This is a genomic window from Pseudomonas sp. GW821-FHT09H03 (assembly GCF_059415945.1).
The window spans coordinates 25,270-51,754 of sequence record NZ_JBWKOF010000001.1 but is presented as its reverse complement, the minus strand read 5'-3'; the positions used below and the strand labels follow the sequence as shown (position 1 = coordinate 51,754).

Annotated in this window: 24 protein-coding genes; 12 read left to right on the top strand and 12 right to left on the bottom strand. The window is 60.1% G+C overall.

The window, feature by feature from the left end; genetic code table 11:
- Positions 1-88 precede the first annotated feature (88 nt).
- The 5 genes from AC07OG_RS00235 to AC07OG_RS00215 form a co-directional block, all read right to left on the bottom strand.
- Positions 89-1,252: a gamma-butyrobetaine dioxygenase gene (locus AC07OG_RS00235; protein ID WP_495065953.1), complete on the bottom strand. Its 1,164-nt coding sequence runs from the start codon at positions 1,250-1,252 to the stop codon at positions 89-91.
- Between the two features lie 12 nt (positions 1,253-1,264).
- A complete protein-coding gene (locus AC07OG_RS00230) occupies positions 1,265-1,741 on the bottom strand; it encodes a thioesterase family protein (protein ID WP_060542347.1) in 477 nt (158 codons plus the stop codon).
- 124 nt (positions 1,742-1,865) lie between these two features.
- Positions 1,866-2,831, bottom strand: a complete 966-nt coding sequence (locus tag AC07OG_RS00225; protein ID WP_495065952.1) for an L-carnitine dehydrogenase — start codon at positions 2,829-2,831, stop codon at positions 1,866-1,868.
- Between the two features lie 203 nt (positions 2,832-3,034).
- A complete protein-coding gene (gene cdhC, locus AC07OG_RS00220) occupies positions 3,035-3,922 on the bottom strand; it encodes a 3-dehydrocarnitine:acetyl-CoA trimethylamine transferase CdhC (protein ID WP_008019488.1) in 888 nt (295 codons plus the stop codon).
- A 100-nt stretch (positions 3,923-4,022) separates the two neighbouring features.
- Positions 4,023-4,967: a choline ABC transporter substrate-binding protein gene (locus tag AC07OG_RS00215; protein WP_060542344.1), complete on the bottom strand. Its 945-nt coding sequence runs from the start codon at positions 4,965-4,967 to the stop codon at positions 4,023-4,025.
- 209 nt (positions 4,968-5,176) lie between these two features.
- On the opposite strand from AC07OG_RS00215, the gene AC07OG_RS00210 reads away from it, so the two are divergent.
- A complete protein-coding gene (locus tag AC07OG_RS00210) occupies positions 5,177-6,121 on the top strand; it encodes a GlxA family transcriptional regulator (RefSeq protein ID WP_495065951.1) in 945 nt (314 codons plus the stop codon).
- A gap of 122 nt (positions 6,122-6,243) precedes the next feature.
- On the opposite strand, the gene AC07OG_RS00205 is transcribed toward AC07OG_RS00210, so the two are convergent.
- The 4 genes from AC07OG_RS00205 to AC07OG_RS00190 all read right to left on the bottom strand — a co-directional run bounded on the left by AC07OG_RS00205 (position 6,244) and on the right by AC07OG_RS00190 (position 7,868).
- Entirely contained in the window at positions 6,244-6,660 is a 417-nt protein-coding gene (locus AC07OG_RS00205) for a DUF3010 family protein (protein ID WP_495065950.1), read from the bottom strand.
- A 32-nt stretch (positions 6,661-6,692) separates the two neighbouring features.
- A complete protein-coding gene (locus AC07OG_RS00200; RefSeq protein ID WP_060542341.1) occupies positions 6,693-7,016 on the bottom strand; it encodes a helix-turn-helix domain-containing protein in 324 nt (107 codons plus the stop codon).
- The gene (locus AC07OG_RS00195) at positions 7,000-7,254 is read right to left on the bottom strand and encodes a type II toxin-antitoxin system RelE family toxin (protein ID WP_495065949.1); all 255 of its coding nucleotides are present in this window, start codon (positions 7,252-7,254) and stop codon (positions 7,000-7,002) included. The genes AC07OG_RS00200 and AC07OG_RS00195 overlap by 17 nt, the downstream gene beginning before the upstream one ends.
- A 212-nt stretch (positions 7,255-7,466) precedes the next feature.
- Positions 7,467-7,868: a lysozyme inhibitor LprI family protein gene (locus AC07OG_RS00190; protein WP_495065948.1), complete on the bottom strand. Its 402-nt coding sequence runs from the start codon at positions 7,866-7,868 to the stop codon at positions 7,467-7,469.
- Between the two features lie 224 nt (positions 7,869-8,092).
- Between AC07OG_RS00190 and AC07OG_RS00185 the strand changes: the two genes are divergently transcribed.
- The 7 genes from AC07OG_RS00185 to AC07OG_RS00155 all read left to right on the top strand — a co-directional run bounded on the left by AC07OG_RS00185 (position 8,093) and on the right by AC07OG_RS00155 (position 17,058).
- Positions 8,093-9,070, top strand: a complete 978-nt coding sequence (locus AC07OG_RS00185) for a dipeptidase (RefSeq protein WP_427681121.1) — start codon at positions 8,093-8,095, stop codon at positions 9,068-9,070.
- A 106-nt stretch (positions 9,071-9,176) separates the two neighbouring features.
- Complete coding sequence (locus AC07OG_RS00180) at positions 9,177-9,707, top strand: DUF5943 domain-containing protein (protein WP_495065947.1); 531 nt, start codon at positions 9,177-9,179, stop codon at positions 9,705-9,707.
- Between the two features lie 15 nt (positions 9,708-9,722).
- Positions 9,723-11,783, top strand: a complete 2,061-nt coding sequence (gene dgcA, locus AC07OG_RS00175; protein WP_060542337.1) for a dimethylglycine demethylation protein DgcA — start codon at positions 9,723-9,725, stop codon at positions 11,781-11,783.
- 222 nt (positions 11,784-12,005) lie between these two features.
- Positions 12,006-13,955 (top strand): dimethylglycine demethylation protein DgcB, encoded by a 1,950-nt coding sequence (gene dgcB / locus AC07OG_RS00170; protein ID WP_495065946.1) that lies wholly within the window; start codon positions 12,006-12,008, stop codon positions 13,953-13,955.
- A complete protein-coding gene (etfA, locus tag AC07OG_RS00165; RefSeq protein WP_495065945.1) occupies positions 13,955-15,175 on the top strand; it encodes an electron transfer flavoprotein subunit alpha in 1,221 nt (406 codons plus the stop codon). Before dgcB ends, etfA begins: the two co-directional genes overlap by 1 nt.
- 15 nt (positions 15,176-15,190) lie before the next feature.
- The gene (gene etfB / locus AC07OG_RS00160) at positions 15,191-15,961 is read left to right on the top strand and encodes an electron transfer flavoprotein subunit beta (RefSeq protein WP_218423684.1); all 771 of its coding nucleotides are present in this window, start codon (positions 15,191-15,193) and stop codon (positions 15,959-15,961) included.
- 143 nt (positions 15,962-16,104) lie between these two features.
- Positions 16,105-17,058 (top strand): RHS repeat-associated core domain-containing protein, encoded by a 954-nt coding sequence (locus AC07OG_RS00155; protein ID WP_082457567.1) that lies wholly within the window; start codon positions 16,105-16,107, stop codon positions 17,056-17,058.
- 843 nt (positions 17,059-17,901) lie between these two features.
- Here the strand turns inward: AC07OG_RS00155 and gbca are convergent.
- The gene (gene gbca, locus AC07OG_RS00150) at positions 17,902-19,197 is read right to left on the bottom strand and encodes a glycine betaine monooxygenase oxygenase subunit (protein ID WP_060542333.1); all 1,296 of its coding nucleotides are present in this window, start codon (positions 19,195-19,197) and stop codon (positions 17,902-17,904) included.
- Positions 19,198-19,480: 283 nt separating this feature from the next.
- On the opposite strand from gbca, the gene gbcB reads away from it, so the two are divergent.
- A complete protein-coding gene (gbcB, locus tag AC07OG_RS00145) occupies positions 19,481-20,581 on the top strand; it encodes a glycine betaine monooxygenase reductase subunit (protein WP_060542332.1) in 1,101 nt (366 codons plus the stop codon).
- Between the two features lie 117 nt (positions 20,582-20,698).
- On the opposite strand, the gene AC07OG_RS00140 is transcribed toward gbcB, so the two are convergent.
- Positions 20,699-21,523 carry an SDR family oxidoreductase gene (locus tag AC07OG_RS00140; protein ID WP_060542331.1) on the bottom strand — a complete coding sequence of 275 codons (825 nt, stop codon included), beginning with the start codon at positions 21,521-21,523 and terminating at the stop codon, positions 20,699-20,701.
- A 231-nt stretch (positions 21,524-21,754) separates the two neighbouring features.
- Positions 21,755-22,792, bottom strand: coding sequence for a threonine aldolase family protein (locus AC07OG_RS00135; protein WP_060542330.1), 1,038 nt, complete (start codon positions 22,790-22,792; stop codon positions 21,755-21,757).
- 131 nt (positions 22,793-22,923) lie between these two features.
- On the opposite strand from AC07OG_RS00135, the gene AC07OG_RS00130 reads away from it, so the two are divergent.
- The 3 genes from AC07OG_RS00130 (at position 22,924) to AC07OG_RS00120 (ending at position 26,472) form a co-directional block, all read left to right on the top strand.
- Positions 22,924-23,652 carry a TraX family protein gene (locus tag AC07OG_RS00130; RefSeq protein WP_495065944.1) on the top strand — a complete coding sequence of 243 codons (729 nt, stop codon included), beginning with the start codon at positions 22,924-22,926 and terminating at the stop codon, positions 23,650-23,652.
- A 292-nt stretch (positions 23,653-23,944) separates the two neighbouring features.
- Positions 23,945-25,198: a serine hydroxymethyltransferase gene (gene glyA / locus AC07OG_RS00125; RefSeq protein WP_060542328.1), complete on the top strand. Its 1,254-nt coding sequence runs from the start codon at positions 23,945-23,947 to the stop codon at positions 25,196-25,198.
- A gap of 23 nt (positions 25,199-25,221) precedes the next feature.
- The gene (locus tag AC07OG_RS00120) at positions 25,222-26,472 is read left to right on the top strand and encodes a sarcosine oxidase subunit beta (protein WP_007980419.1); all 1,251 of its coding nucleotides are present in this window, start codon (positions 25,222-25,224) and stop codon (positions 26,470-26,472) included.
- Positions 26,473-26,485: the final 13 nt, after the last annotated feature.

Sequence of the window (26,485 nt, the reverse complement as noted above, 5' to 3'; positions counted from 1 at the left end):
TTTTGCCTGTGAATCTCCCACATTGGATCAATGTCGTGCACGGATCCCCTGTGGGAGCGGGCTTGCTCGCGAAGAAAGATGACGCGGTCTAGCGTTGCAACACAAGAATGCGCGACAACAACTCATCCCGATCCACATAACACCCCTGGAAATGCCGCGCCCCGGTAGCGGGATCAAAGGCATTGCGCGCATGCAAAGTGCGACGGTTGTCGAAGCACCAGAGCTCGCCCGGATTGAGCCTTTGCTTCAGCCTGAATCGGGGTTCACGAGTCATCGCAATGAAGCGCCGATAGGCGTGATAAAGCGTGGGCATCTGCTCCACCGACGCATCGAACGGCCCCCGCAAAAAGTTCGCCATGCGAATCTCCGACACCTGCCCCAATGCATCCAGGGCGATGATCGGCGCGAGGCAGCGGTAGTCGCTGTAGCGGTCCTTGTTGCGAAACTCCACGGGTATCTCGCAAAGGCTGGTGAATGCCGCCGGGTCTTCGCGGCGCAAGGCGTCGGCGATGGCAAAACCGTCGACGAAAATACTCTCGCCACCCTCGGCATCGTTGACCAGGCAATGCAGGAATTGCAGCCCCGGTTGTAACTCGCGGGTCGGCAGGTCGCTGTGCAGCGGCAGGTTGAAAGCGGTGTAGGCGTTGCTGTCGGCATCGGCCTTGGATTGCACGTTGAACAGCACGCCGAAATTGCTCTCGCGGATGAAGGAAATGCGCTGGGCGATCAGCTTCAGCGAGCCGGGCTCCGTTGGGACGCCACGGACCTGGGTCAGGCCGGTGTCGCGCACGGCCAGCAGCCATTGCAGCAGGGCGTCGTTGTCCTTCATCAGCGCTTGATAGTCGAACACCGGCAACTGCAGATCACTGTGCCAAAGCCTGGCTTTGGGCTTGCCGGCCAGGCGCTCGGCGCGGGATTCGTCGTCATAGGCGTGGGCCCGCAACCAGCCGGGGTCGAAGCGGCTGAGGTGGCCATCCTGCCATTGCACGCTCAGGCAACCTTCAGCGTCGATGCTGGTTTGGGCGGGCATCAGGTTTTCCGGTACATCGACGATTTCCAGCACCTGTTCGCGGGTCACCGTGTAGACGCATGACGGGCACGGGCAATTGTCCCGCAGCCAGGGGTGGTGAAAGGGGCTGACGCGGTTGTCGGCCCACTTCACCAGGACACGATCGGCCATGGCCTGCACGCCGGTCAGCGCGCTGATCAATGGATAAGTACGGAAGTCGGCAAAAGCGGCGGCGGTGTTCATGCGATCTCCTGGTTATTTTTTTGGCGGTAATGCGATCACTCGGCCGACGTAGGCGGGGGCGGGCAGGTCGGTCTGTTCGGCGACGATGGCTTGCAGTTTGCCCAGGGTATCTTCGTTGAATGGTGTAGAGCGCGGCCCGGCGAGGTCGACGTGCAGCAGCATTTGTTCATTACCCGCGAGCTCTTGGTCGTCACCGACCCGATGCAGGCTGTGATAGAGGTGCAGGCGTTTGCTGTCGTGGGCGATGATTTGTGTGTGCACCTCGACCTCGGCGTCGAGCTTCACCTCGTGCAGGTAATTGAGGTGCAGTTCGAGGGTGAACAGCGAGTGGCCGCTGGCTTCGCGGTTGTTGCTGTCCATGCCGAGGCGATCCATCAGGGCGTCGGTGGCGTAGCTGAAAATCAGCAGGTAGAAAGCGTCGCGCAGGTGGCCGTTGTAGTCGACCCAGTCGGGGATGATTTTGGTTTGGTAGCTGGTGAGGGTGGGCATGATGGCTGATCCAGAACAGATTGTGATTGGAATGCCGTCATCGCCAGCAGGCTGGCTCCCACATTGGACTGCATTCTCCTGTGGGAGCCAGCCTGCTGGCGATGGGGCCAGTCCTGATAGTCGATTACTCGCTGAACGCCATCCCATGCTTCTCTTTGGTGGTCTTCACCGCCTCCAGCACGGCCAGCAGGCAGTCATCACGATAGCGCTCCAGCGCCGAAATGCTGTGTTTGCCCAACTGATCGCTGGTACCGTCCACCACATCGTCGATCAACTTGTCGGTCAGCTCCGGCGCCGGCAGGTAAGTCCACGGCAACTGCAAGGCCGGGCCGAACTGGGCCATGAAGTGGCGCATGCCCGCATCGCCACCGGCGAGCGTGTAAGTCAGGAACGTGCCCATGAACGACCAGCGCAAACCGGCGCCAAAACGGATCGCGTCATCGATTTCGCCGGTGGTCGCCACGCCGTCGTTGACCAGATGCAACGCCTCGCGCCACAGCGCTTCGAGTAGACGGTCGGCGATAAACCCCGGTACTTCCTTGCGCACATGCAGCGGGCGCATGCCGAGGGATTCGTAGACTTTCATCGCCGCTTGAACGGCTTCGGGGGCGGTGTTTTTTCCGCCGACCACTTCCACCAGCGGCAACAGGTAAACCGGGTTGAACGGGTGTCCGACTACGCAGCGTTGCGGGTGCGTCGAACTCTCGTAGAACTCGCTTGGCAACAGGCCGGAGGTGCTGGAGCCGATCAATGCATTCGGCTTGGCTGCGGCGCTGATTTTGCTGTGCAGTTCCAGTTTCAGTTCCAGGCGTTCGGGGGCGCTTTCCTGGATGAAGTCAGCGTCGCGAACGCATTCTTCGATGGTCGCGACAAAGCGCAGGCGATCCTGTGACGCACCGGGTGCCAGGCCCTGTTTTTCCAGTGCGCCCCAGGCATTGGCGACGCGTTTGCGCAGGGCGGCCTCGGCACCGGGGGCCGGGTCCCAGGCGACTACGTCCAGGCCATGGGCGAGGGCGCGGGACACCCAGCCGCTGCCGATGACACCGCTGCCCAGGGCTGCGAAGGTTTTGATTTCGGTAATGAAGCTCATGGCGACTTCCTGAATAAGTATGAAGACCCTGTGGAAGCGGGCTTGTGTGGCGAGGGGGCTTGTCGGAACGCCGCATCGCCCCGTTCGGCTGCGCAGCAGTCGTAAAGCTTTTAGGGCCGCTTCGCGACCCAACGGGGCGATGCGGCGTTCCGACAAGCCCCCTCGCCACACAGACTCGCTCCTACAGTGGTTTTTGTGAGGTTTCAGCCGCGCTGGGTCAGGCCCATTTTCTTGCGGCCTTCAGCGGGCGTTAGCACACGAGCGCCGAGGCGGCTGAGGATTTCCGTGGCACGCTCGACCAACTGGCCGTTGGTCGCCAACACACCCTTGTCCAGCCACAGGTTGTCTTCCAGTCCGACCCTTACGTTGCCACCGAGCAGCACCGCTTGCGCAGCCATCGGCATTTGCATGCGGCCGATGCCGAAACCGGCCCAGACGGCGTCTGCAGGCAGGTTGTCGACCATGGCTTTCATGGTGGTGGTGTCGGCCGGCGCGCCCCACGGGATGCCCAGGCACAGCTGGAACAGCGGATTGTCGAGCAGGCCTTCCTTGATCATCTGTTTGGCGAACCACAGGTGACCGGTGTCGAAAATCTCCAGCTCGGCCTTCACGCCCAGCTCCTGGATGCGTTTGGCGCCAGCACGCAGCTGCGCCGGGGTGGAGACGTAAATGGTGTCGCCATCGCCGAAGTTCAGGGTGCCGCAATCGAGGGTACAGATTTCCGGCAGCAGTTCTTCGACATGAGCCAGGCGGGTCAGCGGGCCGACCAGGTCAGTGTTGGGGCCGAACTCCATCGGGTTCTCGCCAGCGCCGATTTCCAGGTCACCACCCATACCGGCGGTGAGGTTGACGATGATGTCGACATCGGCCTCGCGGATGCGCTCCATCACTTCGCGGTACAGCGCGACATCGCGGCTGAATTTGCCGGTTTGAGGGTCGCGAACGTGGCAATGAACCACGGTGGCGCCGGCCTTCGCGGCTTCCACGGCGGCTGCGGCGATCTGTTTGGGGGTGACCGGCACGTGTGGGCTCTTGGCGGTCGTGTCGCCAGCACCGGTGAGTGCGCAGGTGATGATGACGTCGTGGTTCATTTGGCGGTTCCTTACAAGCGAGTGCGTATTAGGTAAAAGGCTGGGTGTGACGAACCCGTCCGCAGCCCGCGCGGGCTGCGAATCGGTGGCTCAACAGGATTTATTTGCTGGTCAGTTGCAGGTTTTCAGCGGCCGGCTTGCCATCGAAGGTGGTCACGCCTTGCAGCCAGCGCTCCTTGTCTTGCGGGTGATCCTTGAGCCATTGTCTGGCGGACTCGAAGGCGTCCTTGTGATCCAGCAACGGCTGCATCATCCGGCTCTCGTCTGCGGCGGTGAATGTCAGGTTGCTCAGCAGGCGTCCGATGTTCGGGCATTGTTCGGCGTACTTGGGCGCGGTGACGGTCCATACGGTGGCCATGCCTTCGTTCGGACCGAGCGCGTCGTCGCTGCCGGTGAGGTAGGTCATCTTGATGTTCACGTTCATCGGGTGCGGTGCCCAGCCGAAGAACACCACGGCTTCGTTGCGCCGCACGGCGCGGTCCACGGCGGAGAGCATGCCGGCTTCACTGGACTCCACCAGCTGGAACTTGCCGAGGCCGAACTGGTTCTTGGTGATCATCGCCTTGATCTGTGTATTGGCGCCTGAACCTGGTTCGATGCCGTAGATTTTGCCGCCCAGTTCTTTTTCGAATTTGGCGATGTCAGCAAAGGTTTTCAGACCCTTGTCGGCGAGGTAAGTGGGTACGGCGAGGGTGGCGCGGGCATCTTTCAGGCTTGGGGCTTGAAGTACCTTGACCTGGTTGGCGTCGACGAACGGGGTGATGGTCTGGGTCATCAGCGGGTTCCAGTACCCCAGGAACAGGTCCAGACGCTGATCGCGGATCCCGGCGAAGATGATTTGCTGGGAAGCGCTGGTTTGTTTGGTGTTGTAGCCGAGGCCGTCGAGCAATACCTGGGTCATCGCACTGGTGGCGATCACGTCGGTCCAGTTCACCACACCCATGCGTACTTTCTGGCAAGAGGCGGGTTCGGCGGCCATGACGCTGGCGCTCAGCAAAGCGGTACCACTGAGTGCAAGAACACAGCTGCTGATCAGTCGTTTCATTCTCAGGTTCCTCGGCAGTTCATTATTGTGAGTTCCGGTGTCTGATGCGCCGGTGATGCCAAGTTACGCAGCTATGCGGCCATGAAAGCGCACTGCGGCGACCAGCACTTGCACTGCAGCGACCTGTGCTCTTGAATGCCTGTTGCAAGTGGCGTATCAACGTCCTCACGTTACCCGCCCCCTCGTTACCGGCTAATCGAGTGCGCTCCATGTCCCAGGATTTCTATTTCTTGTTGATGCCGGGTTTCTCGGCCATTGGATTTATCTCGGCCATCGAGCCATTGCGGGTCGCCAATCGCTTTCGTGGCGAGCTCTATCGCTGGCATGTACTGAGCGCCGATGGCGGGGCGGTACTGGCCAGTAACGGCATGTCGGTCAACGCCGATGCGGCACTGGAGCCGCTGAAAAAAGGTGCAACCCTGTTGGTGGTCGCCGGCTTCGAACCTCTGAAATTCGCCACCCCGGCACTGGAACACTGGCTGCGGCGGCTCGACATTGAAGGTGTGACCCTCGGCGCCATCGATACCGGCAGCTTTATCCTCGCCGAAGCCGGGCTGCTTGATGGCTATCGCATGACCCTGCACTGGGAAGCCATCGACGCCTTCAAGGAATCCTATCCACAGCTCAGCGTCACCCAGGAACTGTTCGAGATAGATCGTCGGCGCATCACCTCCGCCGGCGGCACCGCCTCCATTGATTTAATGCTGGACCTGATCGCCCAGGCCCATGGGCCGGATCTGGCGATCCAGGTCAGTGAGCAATTCGTACTTGGCCGCATCCGTCCGCGCAAAGACCACCAGCGTATGCAAATCGCCACGCGCTATGGCATCAGCAACAAGAAACTCGTGCACGTGATCGGCGAGATGGAACAGCACAGCGAGCCGCCGCTGAGTACGCTGGAACTGGCGGAGTTGATCAAGGTGACGCGTCGACAATTGGAGCGATTGTTTCGGTTGCACCTTAACGACACACCGAGCAACTTCTACCTGCGTTTACGGCTGGAAAAGGCCCGGCAGTTACTGCGCCAGACCGACATGAGCGTGCTGGAAGTGAGCATTGCCTGCGGGTTTGAATCGCCGTCGTATTTCACCCGTAGTTATCGGGCGAAGTTTGAGCGGTGCCCGCGGGAAGATCGGCGCACCGCAAAAGCATAGACACCTGGGAACCCTGTGGGAGCGGGCTTGCTCGCGAAAGCGGTGTGTCATCAACAATGATGGCGACTGACACTGCGCCTTCGCGAGCAAGCCCGCTCCCACAATTTGATCTGTTTTTGCGGTTATTTCTTCAGCAACGCCGAACACGCCGCCTTGTAAGCCTCATGCTGATACTTGTTCAGCGTCGCCGGAGGCTCAAACCCGTGCTTCTTGGCCTGGGCATTGATCGTCTGTGGTGACAACAACGTCACTTCGCAATTCTCCAGCAACTGGAAAACCCCTTCGATCTTGAACGTCGTCGGCCCACCGGCAAACTCGCCTTTCTTGCTGCGCTTCTTGATCGCAATGCGATCAATCGAATTCTCCCGCACGAACGACGCCACCTGAGCCGCGAACACTTTGACGTTGGCGGCTTCGTCGTCATCCTCGAGGGCGATTTTCTTGGTGGCGAGCGCCAAGTGGCCCAGGGCCGAGCCTTCGAGGGTGGCCACGGCAATGATCGCTTCACTGCCTTTGATTTCGATGCCGCAGACTTTCATGTTGAATCCCTTTATGGCTGATGGCGTGCAGCTTACAGCTCAAGTTGACTGGCGTTGATGCCGAAAGCCGCAGCTATTTTTTCGCGGGTTGCCCTGCGTGGCTTTGCGACCGTCTCTTGCTGAGCGAAAGCCGGTTGGGAAATGCCCATACGTTTGGCCACCTCATCCTGTGTAAGGTTCAGGTGTTCGCGCCATGCTCGAATAGGCGTGGCGCCATCGACCATTCGACTGACCACATCATGAGGGATCAGGTCGGACTCTACCTTTTGCGCTACATACTGCGCATAGGGAATGACCACGAATGCGGGGTTGCCGTGTTCATCATTGATGATTTGAACGTCAGTAGGTGCGTTCATCGCGTTTTTTGACCTCTTGAATACTGACCACTTTGATTGCGCCATCCCAGTCAAACATCACCCGATAATTGCCGACGCGTAACCGGTAAGCGTAATCATGACCAACCAGAGCTTTGACTTGAGCCACATCTGGCATGTCGGTTAGCGCCGTGATGGCATCACGAACCTGAATCTGGTGAACGGAATGCAATCTCAAGAGTTGCTTAACGGCCTTTCGAGTCCAGTGGATGCTGTTCATGGAATAATATAAGTCTTTTATAAGATATGCGAATTTTCACTTATATTTCTCAGCCGGCCAACGCATGAAATTTGTCGGGATATTGCGCGCAAAGCGCGCCGAACGGCGAACTCAAACCGCAGTAGAGGACTTTTCAGAAGGCGCTGTGGGAAAGTAATGTTCTGAAGTTGAAAGCTGGTCGGCAATACCAGCTTTCGACGGACAATGCGGGACTACTCCTGCCCAATCGACTCCAGAAACTCCGACCGTTCGTCACTCATCCGGGCGATGCAATCGTTCTGCGCAATGGTGTACGCCTTGCTGCCAGCTGCTGCCGCAAAGGCTTCCACGGCGCAGTCGGCATCGCGGGTTTTCAGCCATTGTTGCTGGGCGGCCTTGATCCTGGCGGTGATGTCGGCCAATTGCGACGGGTTCTTGCCGTAGAGCGACTGCATGCGCTCGGTCAGGCTCTGGTAGTTGTCTTTGAGCAGATCTTCGGCGGTGGTTTTGCTGAAAGCCGAACATTCCATGGTCTGGATGTCGTTTTCGACCTTGTCGCAGGGGGTATCCTCAGACTCCTCTGCCGCGTGTACGCCGGTCGCAATGAGTGCCAAAGCCAGGAAGATCGATTTCATTCGTCGCCGCCCCAAATTTCAGTAGTTTGGCGAATTCTGGCCCAAGCCGCAGGCGTTGAACAGGGCGACGATTGTGTCCTGTATTGGCCCTTTGTCGCGGATTGACGCTTTCGGCAATTCCCCTGTCGTTTTTGCACCCGGCTGCCGAGTCACCGAGGCATATGCTGGCCCCAAAGCGCCGGCAGACGATTCGGCGCATGAATCGCTAATAAGGGGACAGCCTGATGAGCCCAGCCGAATTGCACGCCGACAGCATCGTTATCGACGGGCTGATTATTGCCAAGTGGAACCGTGAGCTGTTCGAAGACATGCGCAAGGGCGGCCTGACTGCGGCCAACTGCACCGTGTCGGTGTGGGAGGGCTTCCAGGCCACCGTCAATAACATCGCCGCCAGCCAGAAGCTGATCCGCGAAAACAGCGATCTGGTGATGCCGGTGCGCACCACCGCCGACATCCGCAAGGCCAAGGAACAGGGCAAGACCGGCATCCTTTTCGGCTTCCAGAATGCCCATGCCTTCGAAGACCAGATCGGCTACGTCGAGGTGTTCAAGCAGCTCGGCGTGGGTATCGTGCAGATGTGCTACAACACCCAGAACCTGGTGGGCACCGGTTGCTACGAGCGTGATGGCGGTCTGTCGGGCTTCGGTCGGGAAATCGTCGCCGAGATGAACCGCGTCGGTGTGATGTGCGATTTGTCCCACGTCGGTTCCAAGACCTCCGAGGAAGTCATCCTCGAATCGAAAAAGCCGGTGTGCTATTCCCACTGCCTGCCGTCGGGGCTCAAGGAGCACCCGCGCAACAAGTCCGATGAAGAACTCAAGTTCATTGCCGACCACGGAGGCTTTGTCGGCGTGACCATGTTCGCGCCGTTCCTCGCCAAGGGCATCGATTCGACCATCGACGACTACGCCGAAGCCATCGAATACGTGATGAACATCGTTGGCGAAGACGCCATCGGCATCGGCACCGACTTCACCCAGGGCCACGGCCAGGACTTCTTCGAGTACCTGACCCACGACAAGGGCTACGCCCGCCGCCTGACCAGCTTCGGCAAGATCATCAACCCGCTGGGCATCCGCACCGTCGGCGAGTTCCCGAACCTGACCGAAACCCTGCTCAAGCGCGGTCATAGCGAGCGCGTGGTGCGCAAGATCATGGGCGAGAACTGGGTCAACGTGCTCAAAGACGTTTGGGGCGAATAACGCTTACCTGAGACCGCCGCCGATCTGCCCCCTCTCCCATTGGGAGAGGGCTGGGGTGAGGGCTGCGGCCAACACGAATCTAAAATTTTTCTGGAGTTGAGTTTCCATGGCCAAGATCGCCCCGCAATTGCCAATCGAAGTCGACAGCGAAACCGGTGTCTGGACTTCCGACGCCCTGCCGATGCTGTACGTACCGCGCCATTTCTTCGTCAACAATCACATGGGCATCGAGGAAGTGCTGGGCGCTGACGCCTACGCCGAGATCCTCTACAAGGCCGGCTACAAATCCGCCTGGCACTGGTGTGAAAAAGAAGCTGAATGCCACGGCCTGGAAGGCGTCGCGGTATTCGAGCACTACATGAAACGCCTGTCGCAACGCGGCTGGGGCCTGTTCAAGATCCAGGACATCGACCTCGACAAAGGTACTGCAAGCGTCAAGCTCGAACACTCGGCGTTCGTCTACGTGTACGGCAAGGTCGGGCGCAAGGTCGACTACATGTTCACCGGCTGGTTTGCCGGCGCGACGGACCAGATCCTCGCCGCTCGCGGCAGCAAGATCCGCACCGTGGCCGAGCAAGTCTACGGTGGCTCCGAAGAGGGCCACGAAGACGGCTTGTTCACCGTCAAGCCGTTGTAAGTCGAGGAACCCGCCATGGCTTTCGAAGCAATGTTCCAGCCGATCCAGATCGGCAAACTGACCATCCGCAACCGTGTGCTCAGCACCGCGCACGCCGAGGTCTACGCGACCGACGGCGGCATGACCACCGACCGGTACGTCAAGTATTACGAAGAGAAGGCCAAGGGCGGGATCGGCCTGGCGATCTGCGGCGGTTCGTCCGTGGTGGCGATCGACAGCCCGCAGGAATGGTGGAGTTCGGTCAACCTGTCCACCGACCGTATCATTCCGCACTTCCAGAATCTTGCCGACGCCATGCACAAGCACGGCGCCAAGATCATGATCCAGATTACCCACATGGGCCGTCGCTCGCGCTGGGACGGCTTCAACTGGCCGACCCTGATGTCGCCATCGGGCGTGCGCGAGCCAGTGCACCGTGCCACCTGCAAGACCATCGAGCCGGAAGAGATCTGGCGGGTGATCGGCAACTACGCGCAGGCTGCGCGCCGCGCCAAGGCCGGTGGCCTGGACGGCGTTGAACTGTCGGCGGTGCACCAGCACATGATCGACCAGTTCTGGAGCCCACGGGTCAACAAGCGCACCGACGAATGGGGCGGCACCTTTGAAGGCCGGATGAAGTTCGGTCTGGAAGTCTTGAAAGCGGTGCGCGCCGAGGTCGGTGACGATTTCTGCGTGGGCATGCGTATCTGCGGTGACGAGTTCCACCCGGACGGTCTGTCCCACGAGGACATGAAGCAGATCGCCAAGTATTACGACGACACCGGCATGCTCGATTTCATCGGCGTCGTGGGCTCGGGTTGCGACACCCACAACACCCTGGCCAACGTGATTCCGAACATGAGTTATCCACCGGAGCCGTTCCTGCACCTGGCCGCCGGCATTAAGGAAGTGGTCAAGGTTCCGGTGCTGCATGCGCAGAACATCAAGGACCCGAACCAGGCCACGCGGATTCTGGAGGGCGGTTACGTCGACATGGTCGGCATGACCCGCGCGCACATTGCCGACCCGCACCTGATCGCCAAGATCAAGATGGGCCAGATCGACCAGATCAAGCAGTGCGTCGGCGCCAACTACTGCATCGACCGTCAGTATCAAGGTCTGGATGTGCTGTGCATCCAGAACGCCGCGACGTCCCGTGAATACATGGGCGTGCCGCACATCATTGAGAAAACCACCGGCGTGAAGCGCAAAGTGGTGGTCGTGGGTGCCGGTCCTGCGGGGATGGAAGCGGCTCGCGTCGCTGCTGAACGTGGCCACGAGGTGACGCTGTTCGAGAAGAAAGAATTCATTGGCGGGCAGATCACCACCGCATCGAAAGCCCCGCAACGGGACCAGATCGCCGGTATCACCCGCTGGTATCAACTGGAACTGGCACGCCTCAAAGTCGACCTGCGCCTGGGCACCGCGGCTGACGCACCAACCATTATGGACCTGCGTCCGGATGTGGTTGTGCTGGCTGTCGGCGGTCACCCGTTCATCGAGCAGAACGAGCACTGGGGCGCGGCTGAAGGCCTGGTGGTCAGCAGCTGGGACATCCTCGACGGCAAGGTTGCGCCGGGCAAGAACGTGCTGGTCTACGACACCATTTGCGAATTCACCGGTATGTCGACCGCCGACTTCATCGCCGACAAGGGCAGCCAGGTCGAGATCGTCACCGACGACATCAAGCCGGGTGTGGCCATCGGCGGTACGTCGTTCCCGACCTACTACCGCAGCATGTACCCCAAAGAAGTGATCATGACCGGCGACATGATGCTGGAGAAGGTCTATCGCGAAGGCGACAAGCTCGTAGCGGTGCTGGAAAACGAGTACACCGGCGCCAAAGAGGAGAGGGTGGTTGACCAGGTGGTCGTGGAAAACGGCGTGCGTCCGGACGAGGAAATCTACTACGCGCTGAAGGAAGGCTCGCGCAACAAAGGCCAGATCGACGTCGAAGCCTTGTTCGCGATCAAGCCGCAACCTTGTCTGGAACAGAGCGGTGACGGTTACCTGCTGTTCCGTATCGGCGACTGCGTGGCCCAGCGTAACGTGCACGCGGCGATCTACGACGCGCTGCGGCTGTGCAAGGATTTCTAACGGCATCACCACCATCACCTGTGGCGAGGTCGCTTGCCCCCGTTGGGCTGCGAAGCGGCCCCAATTCAACCAATGCGGTCTGTCGGGAAAATGCATTGGGCGGATTTACGACTGCTTTGCAGCCGAACGGGGGCAAGCCCCCTCGCCACAAGTAGGTGCATAGCCTTCATCGGCACGCACATGAATCCTTGCAAGACCCCGAGGTCTTTGGGAGCAACACCTATGTTGAACACCCTTCTTCCAATCCTGCTGTTCGCTGCCCTGGGCCTCGCGGTTCTAGGTGCGTTGCGGCGGGTGGCCATGTGGCGCCGGGGCCGGGCCTCGAAGGTCGACCTGATCGGCGGCCTGTTCGCCATGCCCAAACGCTACATGGTCGACCTGCACCATGTGGTGGCGCGGGATAAATACATCGCCAACACCCACGTGGCCACGGCCGGTGGTGCGGTGGCTTCGGTCGTGCTGGCAATTTTGGTCCACGGTTTCGGCCTCCATAACCGATTCCTCGGCTATGCGCTTCTGCTGATGTCGGCGGTAATGTTCGTTGGCGCGATCTTCGTTTATCTGCGCCGTCGCAACCCGCCATCGCGTCTGTCCAAAGGCCCGTGGATGCGCCTGCCGAAAAGCCTGCTGGCGTTCTCGGCGTCGTTCTTTCTAGTGACACTGCCTGTGGCCGGGATCCTGCCGGAGAACTTCGGTGGCTGGCTGTTGGCGGCAGTTCTCGGAGTCGGCGTGTTGTGGGGCGTTTCGGAACTGTTCTTCGGCATGACTTGGGGTGGGCCGATGAAGCATGCCTTTGCCGGTGCCCTGCACCTGGCGTGGCACCGTCGGGCCGAGCGCTTCGGTGGCGGTCGTTCCACCGGTCTCAAACCTCTGGACTTGAACGACCTGAGCGCGCCACTGGGCGTGGAAAAACCCAAGGATTTCACCTGGAACCAGTTGCTCGGCTTCGACGCCTGCGTGCAGTGCGGTAAGTGCGAAGCGGCGTGCCCGGCCTTCGCCGCCGGTCAGCCGCTGAACCCGAAAAAACTGATTCAGGACATGGTCGTCGGCCTGGCCGGCGGCACCGATGCGAAGTTCGCCGGCAGCCCTTATCCCGGCAAATCGATTGGTGAGCACGCCGGTAATCCGCATCAACCGATCGTCAACGGTCTGGTGGACGCCGAAACCCTGTGGTCCTGCACCACCTGCCGTGCCTGCGTCGAGGAATGCCCGATGATGATCGAGCACGTCGATGCCATCGTCGACATGCGTCGCCATTTGACTCTGGAAAAAGGTGCCACGCCGAACAAGGGCGCCGAAGTCCTGGAAAACCTGATCGCCACCGACAACCCGGGCGGTTTTGCGCCAGGCGGGCGGATGAACTGGGCGGCAGATCTGAACCTCAATCTGCTCAGCGAAAAGAAATCCACCGACGTGCTGTTCTGGGTTGGCGACGGCGCCTTCGACATGCGCAACCAGCGCACCCTGCGCGCCTTCGTCAAAGTGCTGAAAGCAGCGAAAATCGACTTCGCCGTGCTCGGCCTCGAAGAGCGCGACAGTGGCGACGTGGCCCGACGTCTAGGCGACGAGGCGACCTTCCAGTTGCTGGCCAAACGCAACATCCAGACCCTGGCCAAATACAGCTTCAACCGCATCGTTACCTGCGATCCACATAGCTTCCACGTGCTGAAAAACGAATACGGCGCCTTCGATGGCAACTACCTGGTGCAGCACCACAGCACCTACATGGCGGAAATCATCGGCGCCGGCGCGCTGAACCTCGGCCAGCACAAGGGCGACAGCGTGACCTATCACGACCCGTGCTACCTCGGCCGCTACAACGGCGAATACGAGGCGCCGCGCCAGGTCCTGCGCGCCCTTGGTATCGAAGTGAAAGAGATGCAACGCTCCGGCTTCCGTTCACGTTGCTGCGGCGGTGGCGGCGGTGCGCCGATCACTGACATTCCGGGAAAACAGCGTATCCCCGACATGCGCATGGAGGACATCCGCGAGACGGGCGCCGAACTGGTGGCCGTGGGCTGCCCACAATGTACCGCGATGCTTGAAGGCGTGGTCGAGCCTCGACCGTTGATCAAGGACATTGCCGAACTGGTGGCCGACGCGTTGCTTGAAGACCAGGCACCGAGCAAGCCAGCCACACCGGCGCAACGTGAACCTGCGGAGGTGCATTGATGAGCGACATTATTCGCCGCGACCCCCGTGCCGAATGGATTGCGCGCAATCGCCTGCACCCGCTGCACGCGGCCATGCAGACTGCGCAACATAGCTGGATGGGACCTAACGGCGTCATCCGCAAGAACCCCCACGGCATCGGCTTCCTCGGTCCCAACGGGATCAAGCGCATCGACCGCAGCGGCGCGCAGCAGGGCGGGGCGACCAAGCGCACGGCCGCCGTTGAAGTGCAGTTGCCGCTGCATCAGGTGCCTGCACCGGCGTTCTACATCAGCGTGGTGCCGGACATGGTCGGCGGCCGCTTGAGCAGCCACGACCGCGACTTGCTCGGCCTGGCGCATCAATTGGCGGGCAAGGACGGCGCGGTATTGGCCGTGGTCTTCGGCGAGCACAAAGAGAATGCCTTCGCTACGGCTGGCGTCGATCGCTTGCTGGTGCTCGAAGGCGACGAGTTCAGCGGTTATGCACCGGAGCAACGGGTCCAGGGCCTGCGGGCTGTGGATAACCAGTTCAGCCCACGTCATTGGTTGCTGCCGGACAGTCGCACCGGTGGCGGAGAACTGGGTCGACGCTTTGCCGCCGCACTGGGCGAACGCCCGGCCACGCGAGTCTGGCAGGTCAAGGATCAGGAGTGCATCGGTCGCGCCGGTGCCGGTTTGCAAGACCTCGCTCGCCCGGTCGCACGGCTGATCCTGGCGGCTGCTGAATGTGCCGAACCGGTCAGCGAAACCCGTCACGAAGCCTTGCCGGTGGAGTTATCCACAACCGTCGCGCGCAGCTTGTCGCGCATCGAGGATCTGGGCGCGGTGGCGGTGGACCCGGCAGCGATTCCAATGGCCGAAGCGGAATTCATTTTCTCCGGGGGCAACGGGGTCAAGGATTGGGGACTTTTCCACAGGACCGCCGAAGCATTGGGCGCCACCGAAGGCGCGTCCCGGGTGGCGGTGGACGACGGCTTCATGGCCCGCGACCGCCAGGTCGGAGCGTCCGGCACCTGGGTCACCGCACGGGTATACGTGGCGGTGGGGATCTCCGGGGCGATCCAGCACCTGCAGGGCATCGGTGCCTGCGACAAGGTGGTGGCGATCAACCTCGACCCGGGCTGCGACATGATCAAACGGGCCGACCTGTCGGTGATCGGCGAGAGCGCCGGGATTCTTCAAGCCTTGATCGCGGCGGTAGAGGCCTACCGCAACGACGCCAAGCGCGATGCGGCTTAAGGGAAGGAAGGGGTTATGAGTACGAAAATCATCAGCCTGGTGTCCGTCGGCGCCCACCCGACCTCGGGTCGACCACGACGTGCGGATCAGGATGCGCGGGCGGTGGAACTGGGTTTGCAACTGGCTGGGGATAACTTGCAGGTACTGCATGCCGGCGATATCGCGGAGCCTGCGTTGCGCGCTTATCTGGGCATGGGGCTGGAGCAATTGCATGTGCTGGAACAACCGGAAGGCGCCGATGCGCTGCCGGCGCTCACCGCGTATTTGCGTGATGCCGGGGCCCAGGTGGTGCTGACCGGCAGCCAGGCGGAGACCGGCGAAGGCTCGGGCATGTTGCCGTTCCTGTTGGCCGAAGGTTTGGGCTGGCCGCTGGTGGTAGGGCTGGCGCAGGTCGAGTCGATCGACGGCAACTCGGCGCTGGTGCTGCAAGCCTTGCCCCGTGGTCAGCGCCGTCGCTTGAAAGTGCGCTTGCCATTCCTGGCCACTGTGGATAACGCCGCACCCAAGCCACGGCAAAGTGCCTACGGCCCGGCCCGGCGGGGCGTGCTGAAGGCGCAGGACGTTGAAGTGATCGACGACGAGCTGCTTGCAGTCGCCACCCTGCAACCGGCCAAGCCACGGCCTAAACGCTTGAAAGTGATCAAGGCCAAGAGCGGCGCCGACCGGATGAAGGCTGCAACGGCCAAGGCCAGCGGCGGCGGTGGGCAAGTGCTCAAGGGTGTGACTGCGCAAGCGGGGGCTGAGGCGATACTCAAACTGTTGATTGAAGAAGGGGTGATTCGCTGACGGTTAATCCGCGCAGGATCACAATGGCAATCATTTTTTTCCAGATCCGGGGAAACCCTAGCAGAACTGCTAGTGTCGATTTTGTGGGTGGTTTGTTAGTTTGAGAAACAGAGGCTATCTACTTGCCGTGAGCGCGATAGTGGATGGTTCTGTCCGCGAATCCTGTTTCAGGGCGCGGGTCAACAAGACTGCTCAAGGATCCTCCGATGCCTGCTCCTCATCCACTTCAGAATCAAGGTCCGGTCCGTTCTCGCACAATGGATCCTGCCTTTTCACGAACGCTGTTGCTGGCAACGGACCTGCAACAGAGCATCCTTGCCGAACTAGATCGCAGTGGTCCGAATCGACTCGCTTATAGCCCATATGGTGTGCAAAGCAGCCTGCGCGCGCCTGGTACGCACTTGGGGTTCAACGGACAACTCCGGGAACGGCCAACCGGCTGGTATTACCTGGGTAACGGGTATCGCGTATATAACCCGGTGTTGATGCGATTCCACAGTCCGGATCGGTTGAGTCCGTTTGGTAGGGGTGGAGCCAATGCGTATGCCTATTGTACGGGCGATCCGGTTAACTTCGAGGATCCTACTGGGCAGTATGGGGAAATCATTGCCCGACTCGTTCAACTTACAGCCACCACCGCGCTGCATGCGGGAATAGTGACAACCAACCTGGTGGGAGCCACGGCGCGGGGCTGGCTACTGCACGCTGCACGGATGAGTACGGTGGCATCGTCGACTGCAATTGTCGGCACTGTTGGGCAATTGGCGGGGTTACCTGGCGCCGTTTACATTTCGAACGTAGCTACCACAGTCTCTGCCGCTGCAACTATGGTCCGATATGTTCCAGCAATTGTTAACGGTCTGCGTGCACGTACTTTGTGGGCGACGGTTAGAGGCAACGTTCGCAACCTGGTCAGGGGAACGGCATTTCCGAAATCTGCGGAGGTACCATCCACGTCATTGCCGGGAGGAGCGGCTCCTGCGTCAATCGAGATTCCGATGACTTCCCAAACACATGTTCCGGCTCCAGCGCAGCGGCAGGATGATTTCGCCCAATCCGGGAGTGTCATCAGAGGTAGTTTGAAACGCGAAAATTAATTTGAGCTTTACCTGCGTAGCTCCCTTCCAACTACAGTTTTTTCCAGCCTTTACCCACAATCCCTGTTAATGGAGCTGTGGATAACATGTTCACCCATCTCTACACCTCATACAGATCAAGCTCTGCAAGGCGTCGATTAAAAAACGATCAGGGTTCTCGTGGATTTTTCCAAGCTTTTTCAAGGGGATAAATCTGGCAGGTGGATCAGACTTGCCCCCAATCTCTGTTGGCGCTTCTGTGGATAAGATGTTCGCTATCCTCTGTAAGCCATATAAAACGGGGCTTTCATGCTCGTGATCAAAAAATGAGCAAATCGAGGTTCAAACACATGATGTCCTTTGGAAACGTTGATTCCCAGCGCGTTTCAGGGGTTTTCCACAGACGGGGTAAAGTTGCCCCCAAAGTCTGTTGGCGCTTCTGTGGATAAGGTGTTTGCGATCCTCTACAGGCCAGGCGTGGCGGGGCTTGTAAGCCTAAGATCAAAAAATGATCAATTGCTTCGAGAAACCCTGGCTTTGGATAAGTCACGGTTTTTCTGTGGTTTGTGGAAATTTTTTTGAGCATTTTCCACAGTTGTCCCCATTAGCTGTGGGTGGAGGTGTGGATAACTTGTTTGCGGAAGGCTGGAAGGCGCGTAGATCATAGTGCTGAACGCAATAGATCATATTTCGTACAATTCTGAATGGTGGGGGAATGTATGGCTGGAAGAGAACCTGCTGCGAGCAAGCCCCCTTGCAGGAGCGAGCTTGCTCGCGATGGAGGTCAACGATGACGCAGGGAGCCTGACACCCCGCGGTGCTCTCAGGTTTTTCGCGAGCAGGCTCACTCCTACAGGGGGGGCATTAGCCTTGAACGGGTACGCCTTTGAGGTACGGCGCAGGCTCGGCGCCCAGGTTGCTCAGCAGACGCTCGCTGTACCAATCCACGAAGTTGACCACCCCGAACTCGTAGGTTTTGGAGTACGGGCCAGGCTGGTACGCGGTGGAATTGATGCCGCGCTGGTTTTCTTCCGCCAGGCGACGGTCTTGGTCGTTGGTCGCATCCCATACCTTGCGCATGCGCTCGACGTCGTAGTCCACACCTTCAACCGCGTCCTTGTGCACGATCCACTTGGTAGTGACCATGGTTTCCTGGGCGCTGATCGGCCACACGGTGAACACGATGATGTGGTCACCCATGCAGTGGTTCCAGGAGTGCGGCAGGTGCAGGATGCGCATCGAGCCCAGGTCCGGGTTCTTGATGCGGCCCATGAGCTTGGCGCAGCCCTGTTTGCCGTCCAGGGTCATCGATACGGTGCCCTTGAGCAGCGGCATGCGCACGATGCGGTTACGCAGGCCGAAGCTGGCGTGGGCGTAAGGGATCTTCTCGGCTTCCCAGGCGGCGGCGGAGGCGGCTACGTGGTCCTTGAACGCCTGGTCGGCGCGTGGGTCGGTGACGTCGTCCCACTCCAGCAGGGTTTTCAGCAGTTCCGGGTGCGACGCGTTGCAGTGGTAGCATTCGCGGTTGTTTTCCAGTACCAGCTTCCAGTTGGCCTTTTCCATCAAGGTGGTGGTGATCGCCACCTTGGTGTTTTCCATGTCGTACGGTTCCATGTAATGGCTGAGCGTCGACAGGAAGTCATCGATGGCCGGCGGATTTTCCGCCAGGCTGATGAAGATGTAGCCACCGGCGGTCTTCACGTTCACCGGCTTGAGGCCGTACTGCTTCATGTCGAAGTCGGCGCCCATTTCGGTGCCGGCGAACAGCAGGCGACCATCCAGTTCGTAGGTCCACTGGTGGTAATGGCAGACCAGCTTGGCCACCTTGCCCTTTTCACTGGTGCACAGGCGTGAGCCACGGTGGCGACAGACGTTGTGGAAAGCATGCACTACGCCCTCGGCGCCACGAATCACGATGATCGGGTTCTTGCCGACCTGCAGGGTCAGGTAGTTGCCCTTGGCAGGGATTTCGCAGGTCATGCCGGCGATCAACCACTCTTTCTGAAAGATTTCCTGCATGTCGATATCAAACAGGCGGTCGTCGGAGTAAAACGGCTGCGGCAGCGAGAACGTGCGCTCGCGCTCTTGCAACATCTGCGCGGTGGCCTTGCGTGCGGGTTCCAGCGGATCGCCCAGGCTCAGGGTAGTAGTGACGTCCATCGATTTAGTCCTCATGGCCATTTTGTGTGGCCGGCGAATTGTGGCTACGGTTGTGCGACGCAAGACAAAAAACAGCAGTTATCTGTTGAGGCGAGTGTGGGGCCGGCGCTGGCCAGAACCTTATCCATGGGCGACATGGTGCAATCTGTTCCCGACGCGCAAGCCCCGGTAGTTGGGGGCTGGTCGCGATAAGCATGTGAATGTCGCAGATAGGTAAACGGGTGGTTCGTGCTATACGCAGAATCGCCAACATGAAGGCCGACAGTCGGCCGTGGAGATCAGCATGTCCAACAACTTCCTGAACCCGGTAACCACCCAGACCTGGGCCAATGGTCGACACATCGTCCGTTGCGTCAAAGTCATCCAGGAAACCTGGGACGTGCGCACCTTTTGCTTCATGGCCGACCAGCCGATCATGTTCTTTTTCAAGCCGGGGCAGTTCGTCACCCTGGAACTGGAAATCGAAGGCGAGCCGATCATGCGCTCGTACACCATTTCCAGCTCGCCGTCGGTACCCTACAGCTTTTCCGTGACCATCAAGCGCGTGCCGGGTGGGCGGGTTTCCAACTGGCTGCATGACACCCTGCACGAAGGCCAGGAACTGGCGGTGCACGGACCGGTCGGGCTGTTCAATGCCATCGATTTTCCCAGCCCTAAAGTGCTGTACCTCAGCGGTGGCGTGGGGATCACGCCGTGCATGTCCATGGCGCGCTGGTTCTACGACACCAACGGCAACGTCGACATGACGTTTATCCACAGCGCCCGTTCACCCAAGGACATCATTTACCACCGCGAGCTGGAACACATGGCGTCGCGAATCGATAACTTCAGCCTGCACCTGATTTGCGAGAAGCATGGTCTGGGCGAGCCATGGGCTGGTTATCGCGGCTACCTGAACCACAAGATGCTGGAACTGATGGTGCCGGACTTCCTTGAGCGCGAAGTATTCTGCTGCGGCCCGACGCCGTACATGAACGCGGTCAAGCGTTTGCTGGAGAACGCCGGCTTCGACATGAAGCGTTACCACGAGGAGTCCTTTGGTGCGACGCCACCGGAAGCCCGCGCCGATGCTGTAGAGCAGGCCGAACAGGCTGCCGACGCGCCGCAAGTTGATGTGGCGGATCTGCATCAGGTGGAGTTCACGGCGTCCGGCAAGAGCATTCGTGTGGCGCCGGGCGAGACTGTGCATGCGGCGGCGGCGAAGGTTGGGCTGATGATTCCGAAAGCTTGCGGGATGGGGATTTGCGGCACCTGCAAGGTGTTGAAGCTGGGTGGCGAAGTGGAGATGGAACACAACGGCGGTATTACCGAGGAAGACGAAGCCGAAGGGTTCATCCTGTCGTGCTGCAGTGTGCCGAAGGGCGATGTGCGTATCGATTTCTGACGGTCACGCAATAACCCCTGTTGGAGCGAGCCTGCTCGCGATGAACCTGAGAACGCCGCGAGGTGTCAGGTTGCCAGCGTTCATCGCGAGCAGGCTCGCTCCTACAGGGGAGGGTGTTTAGTCGATAAACAAGTCTGTCATGAGTTTGTCGCTGCTGTCCGGCGCGAAGCGATAGTGCTCGAACTCGGTCACACCGCTTTCCCGCAGTATTTCCTCATCAATCAACAAACGGCCGGTCAGGCTGCGGTTTGTGCTGTTCAGAATGACGTGGGCCGCATCCGCCATGATCGCAGGCGTACGCGCATGTTTGAACGACTCCCTCGACCCCAACTGAAACTCAATAGCGGCGGTGGCAATCATGGTCTGCGGCCATAGCGAATTGACGCTGATGCCGTAGTTCTTGAATTCCTCACTCATGCCCAACGTCAGCATGCTCATGCCGTACTTGGTGACAGTGTACGGGCTGTATTGGGCGAACCATTTGGTCGCGAGATTCAGTGGCGGGGACAGGTTGAGGATGTGGCCGTTGGACTTCTTCAGATACGGCAGCGCCGCCTGACTGCACAGCAGCACGGCACGGGTGTTGATCTGGTGCATCAGGTCGAAACGCTTGAGTTCGAGGTGTTGAACCCCGGTCAGCTTGATTGCCCCGGCGTTGTTGACCAGCGCATCAATGCCGCCGAAATGTTCGTTGGCCTGGGCCAATGCCTGATGCACGCCATCTTCATCGCGCACATCCACCTGCAAGGCCAATGCCTTGCCGCCTGCGGCCTCGACTTCCTGGGCGACGCTGAATATCGTCCCGGGTAGCTTGGGATGCGGCGAGGCACTTTTGGCCGCAATCACGATATTCGCCCCGTCGCGCGCAGCTCGCAGCGCGATCTCTCGGCCGATGCCACGGCTGGCGCCGGTGATGAACAGGGTTTTGCCTTGCAATGACATGCTGACGCTCCTGATTGTTTTTATGTGAGCACGGGCTCGACAAACAATGTAGACGAAGTCTTTCAGGAGCAGTGGCGGGGGAACGGTTGTGGCGAGGGGGCTTGCCCCCGTTGGCCTGCGAAGCAGGCCCAAACCCTGAGAATGCGAGCAGCCAGACAGACCAGCATTTGCTGGTTTACGACGGCTGCGCCGCCGAACGGGGGCAAGCCCCCTCGCCACAGGGGATTGCGGTTATGCCATGACTTCACGGATATCCCGCGCTAATTCACGCACCCGCTCTTCCTCGGTATCCCACGAGCACATGAAGCGTGCGCCGCCGTTGCCGATGAAGGTGTAGAAGCGCCAGCCCTTGGCGGTCAGTGCGGCGATGGCCGGTTCCGAAAGTTGCAGGAACACGCCATTGGCCTGTACCGGGAACATCAGTTCCACGCCTGGAATGTCGCTCACCAGTTCGGCCAGCAATTGTGCGCAGTGGTTGGCGTGCTGGGCATATTTGAGCCAGGCGCCGTTTTCCAGAATCCCGACCCAAGGCGCCGACAGGAAGCGCATTTTCGACGCCAGTTGCCCGGCCTGTTTGCAGCGGTAGTCGAAGTCTTCGGCCAGTTTGTGGTTGAAGAACAGGATTGCTTCGCCCACTGCCATACCGTTTTTCGTACCACCGAAGCACAGTACATCGACGCCGGCCTTCCAGGTCAGGTCCGCCGGTGTGCAGCCGAGGAACGCGCAGGCGTTGGAGAAGCGCGCGCCATCCATGTGCAGGTTCAGGCCCAGTTCTTTGCAGGTGGCGCTGATGGCGCGGATTTCGTCCGGGGTATAGACGCTGCCAACTTCGGTGGCCTGGGTCAGGGTCACCACGCGGGGTTTGGGGTAGTGGATATCCTGGCGCTTGAGGGCAACCTCGCGGATCGAATCCGGGGTCAGCTTGCCGTTCTCGGTACGGGCGATGAGCAGTTTGGAACCGTTGGAGAAAAATTCCGGGGCGCCGCACTCGTCGGTTTCGACGTGAGCCGTTTCCGAGCAGATCACGCTATGGTAACTCTGGCACAGTGACGACAGCGCCAACGAGTTGGCAGCCGTACCGTTGAACGCGAAGAACACCTCGCAATCAGTCTCGAATAACTTGCGGAAGTCATCGGACGCGCGGGCGGTCCATTCGTCGTCGCCATAAGCGCGCTGGTGGCCATGGTTGGCCTGTTCCATGGCGGCCCAGGCTTCAGGGCAAATGCCGGAATAGTTGTCGCTGGCGAATTGTTGGCTCTTATCGGTCATGGCCTGCTTCCGTGGTCGAGACGCCTATGGTGAAGTGTCTCGTGGTCAATGATGGTGCGCACTTTACCCAAGATCGTCAGGAGAGCACACGGGATGTTGCTTTCAAGAAAATACACAGTCAAAGGACGATTATGCACGCGACTCTGCACTTAAAGCAGCGCGACGGAGCACTGGATCTGCTCAAGTGGCTGGCGCTGTTGAGCATGGTGCTCGATCACCTGCGATATGTCGGTTACTCCGTCGATTTGTTGTATGTGCCGGGGCGGTTGGCGTTTCCTTGGTTTTGCCTGGCGATGGCCGCCAATCTTGCGCGAAAGCCTGCCGTGGAGAGTGGTGGGCAATGGCGCTATCTGGGTTGGTTGTTGCTGTTTAGCGCCGTGAGCGAAATCCCGTACCGGATGTTCATACCCGAGCACGACACGTTGAACGTAATGCCCACCCTGGTCCTTGGCCTGTTGGTGGCGCGCGGCTGGCAGCAGCCGACGCTGCATTCCCGATTGCTGGCAGCCGTCGCCTTGTTGCTGGCGGCGCTGTTCACGCAAAAAGTGATGTTCGGTTTCTTTGGGGTTTTGTTGCCATGGACGCTGTTGCTGGTGATTCGTCGCCCCTGGTATTACGCGCTGCTGCCGGGGCTGGTTTGTCTGGCGGCCAATCAATGGCAGGTGTTGTATTACGCCGTGCGGCTGGGCAACAGTGCGGCCATACCCGCCATCGTCACTTGTCTGATTGCGCCATGGCTGGGGCTGTTCTTGTTGCGACACATCAAAGACGTAAAACCACCACCGATGCGCCGCTGGGCCTATGCGCTGTATCCCGCGCATTTCCTTATGTTGTTGGCGTTGCGCCTGCTGATTGCCTGACCTCCTTTGACCCTGTGGGAGCGGGCTTGCTCGCGAAGCAGGCACCTCGGTGTTTCAGGCAGACCGTGTCATCGTTCTTCGCGAGCAAGCCCGCTCCCACAGGGGACTCCTGTTGATTTGGGGATTGTGTTCGGCCTGCCATTTCAGTCCATGTCGTAAACGCACCTTTGCGTGGCGCCCGTAGGCATTTGACCACTTGAAGCCGGCCATACCATCGCTATCAAAGGGCACTGCCGAAAAGCCAGGGCCTCACCGAGACGAAAGGCGCACCGCCGCCGCTGGGAGAGACGCGATGTTCAGCAAGCAAGACCAGATCCAGGGTTACGACGATGCACTGCTGGCGGCGATGAATGCCGAGGAGCAACGTCAGGAAGATCACATCGAGCTGATCGCGTCAGAGAACTACACCAGCAAGCGCGTCATGCAAGCCCAAGGCAGTGGCCTGACCAACAAATACGCCGAAGGCTATCCGGGCAAGCGCTACTACGGTGGCTGCGAGCACGTGGACAAGGTTGAAGCCCTGGCCATCGAACGCGCCAAGCAACTGTTCGGTGCCGATTACGCCAACGTCCAGCCGCACTCCGGTTCCTCGGCCAACAGCGCCGTGTACCTGGCGCTGCTGCAAGCCGGCGACACCATACTGGGCATGAGCCTGGCCCACGGCGGTCACTTGACCCACGGTGCCAAAGTGTCGTCCTCGGGCAAGCTGTACAACGCCGTGCAGTACGGCATCGACACCAAGACCGGCCTGATCGATTACGACGAAGTTGAGCGTCTGGCCGTCGAATGCCAACCGAAGATGATCGTTGCCGGTTTCTCGGCTTACTCCAAGACGCTGGACTTCCCGCGCTTCCGTCAGATCGCCGACAAGGTCGGGGCGCTGCTGTTCGTCGACATGGCCCACGTAGCCGGTCTGGTCGCCGCCGGTCTGTACCCGAACCCGCTGCCCTACGCCGACGTGGTCACCACCACCACCCACAAGACCCTGCGCGGTCCACGTGGCGGCCTGATCCTGTGCAAGTCCAACGAAGAAATCGAGAAGAAACTCAACGCTGCAGTGTTCCCCGGCGCCCAGGGCGGCCCGCTGATGCACGTGATCGCCGGTAAGGCGGTGTGCTTCAAGGAAGCGCTGGAGCCAGGCTTCAAGGTCTACCAACAACAAGTGATCGACAACGCCCAAGCCATGGCCGGCGTGTTTATCAAACGCGGCTACGATGTAGTGTCCGGCGGCACCGACAACCACCTGTTCCTGGTCAGCCTGATCCGTCAGGGCCTCACCGGCAAAGAGGCGGATGCAGCCCTGGGTCGCGCCCATATCACCGTGAACAAGAACGCCGTGCCGAACGACCCGCAGTCGCCGTTCGTGACCTCCGGCCTGCGCATCGGCACCCCGGCGGTGACCACGCGCGGCTTCAAGGTGGCCCAGTGCGTCACGCTGGCCGGCTGGATCTGCGACATCCTCGACAACCTCGGCGACGCCGATGTCGAGGCCAATGTCGCCGAGCAGGTTTCGGCCCTGTGCGCGGACTTCCCGGTTTATCGCTGAGTGCGGTTTTGGAGTAAATGACTATGCAACGCTACTCGGGCTTCGGCCTCTTCAAGCACTCCCTCAGCCACCACGAAAACTGGCAGCGCATGTGGCGCACACCGACCCCGAAAAAGGTCTACGACGTGGTCATCGTCGGCGGTGGCGGGCATGGTCTGGCGACCGCCTACTACCTGGCCAAGGAGCACGGCATCACCAACGTGGCAGTGGTCGAGAAAGGCTGGCTGGGCGGCGGTAACACCGCGCGCAACACCACCATCGTTCGCTCCAACTACCTGTGGGACGAGTCGGCGCACCTGTACGAACACGCGATGAAACTGTGGGAAGGGCTGTCCCAGGACCTCAACTACAACGTGATGTTCTCCCAGCGCGGTGTCTACAACCTGTGCCACACCCTGCAAGACATTCGTGATTCCGAGCGTCGGGTCAGCGCCAACCGCCTCAACGGCGTGGACGGTGAACTGCTCGATGCCAAGCAAGTGGCGGACGAAATTCCGTACCTCGACTGCTCCAAGAACACCCGCTACCCGGTGATGGGCGCCACCGTCCAGCGTCGCGGCGGCGTGGCCCGTCACGATGCCGTGGCGTGGGGCTTTGCCCGTGCTGCCGACGCCTTGGGCGTGGACTTGATCCAGCAGACCGAAGTGATCGGTTTCCGCAAGGAAAACGGCGTGTGCATCGGTGTTGAAACCAACAAGGGCTTCATCGGCGCCAAGCGCGTCGGCGTGGTCACGGCCGGTAACTCCGGGCACATGGCCAAACTGGCCGGTTTCCGTCTGCCGATCGAATCCCACCCGCTGCAAGCGCTGGTGTCCGAGCCGATCAAGCCGATTATCGACAGCGTGATCATGTCCAACGCCGTGCACGGTTACATCAGCCAGTCCGACAAGGGCGACCTGGTGATCGGCGCCGGTATCGACGGCTACAACGGCTACGGCCAGCGTGGTTCGTACCCGGTGATCGAACACACCATCCAGGCCATCGTCGAGATGTTCCCGGTGCTGTCGCGCGTACGCATGAACCGTCAGTGGGGCGGCATCGTCGACACCACGCCGGATGCGTGCCCGATCATCTCGAAAACCCCGGTACCGAACATGTTTTTCAACTGCGGTTGGGGCACCGGCGGCTTCAAGGCAACACCTGGCTCGGGCAACGTATTTGCCGCGAGCCTGGCCAAGGGTGAAATGCACCCATTGGCCGCACCTTTCTCAATCGACCGTTTCCACAACGGTGCGTTGATCGATGAACACGGCGCTGCGGCCGTCGCCCACTAACAGGAGAAATTTC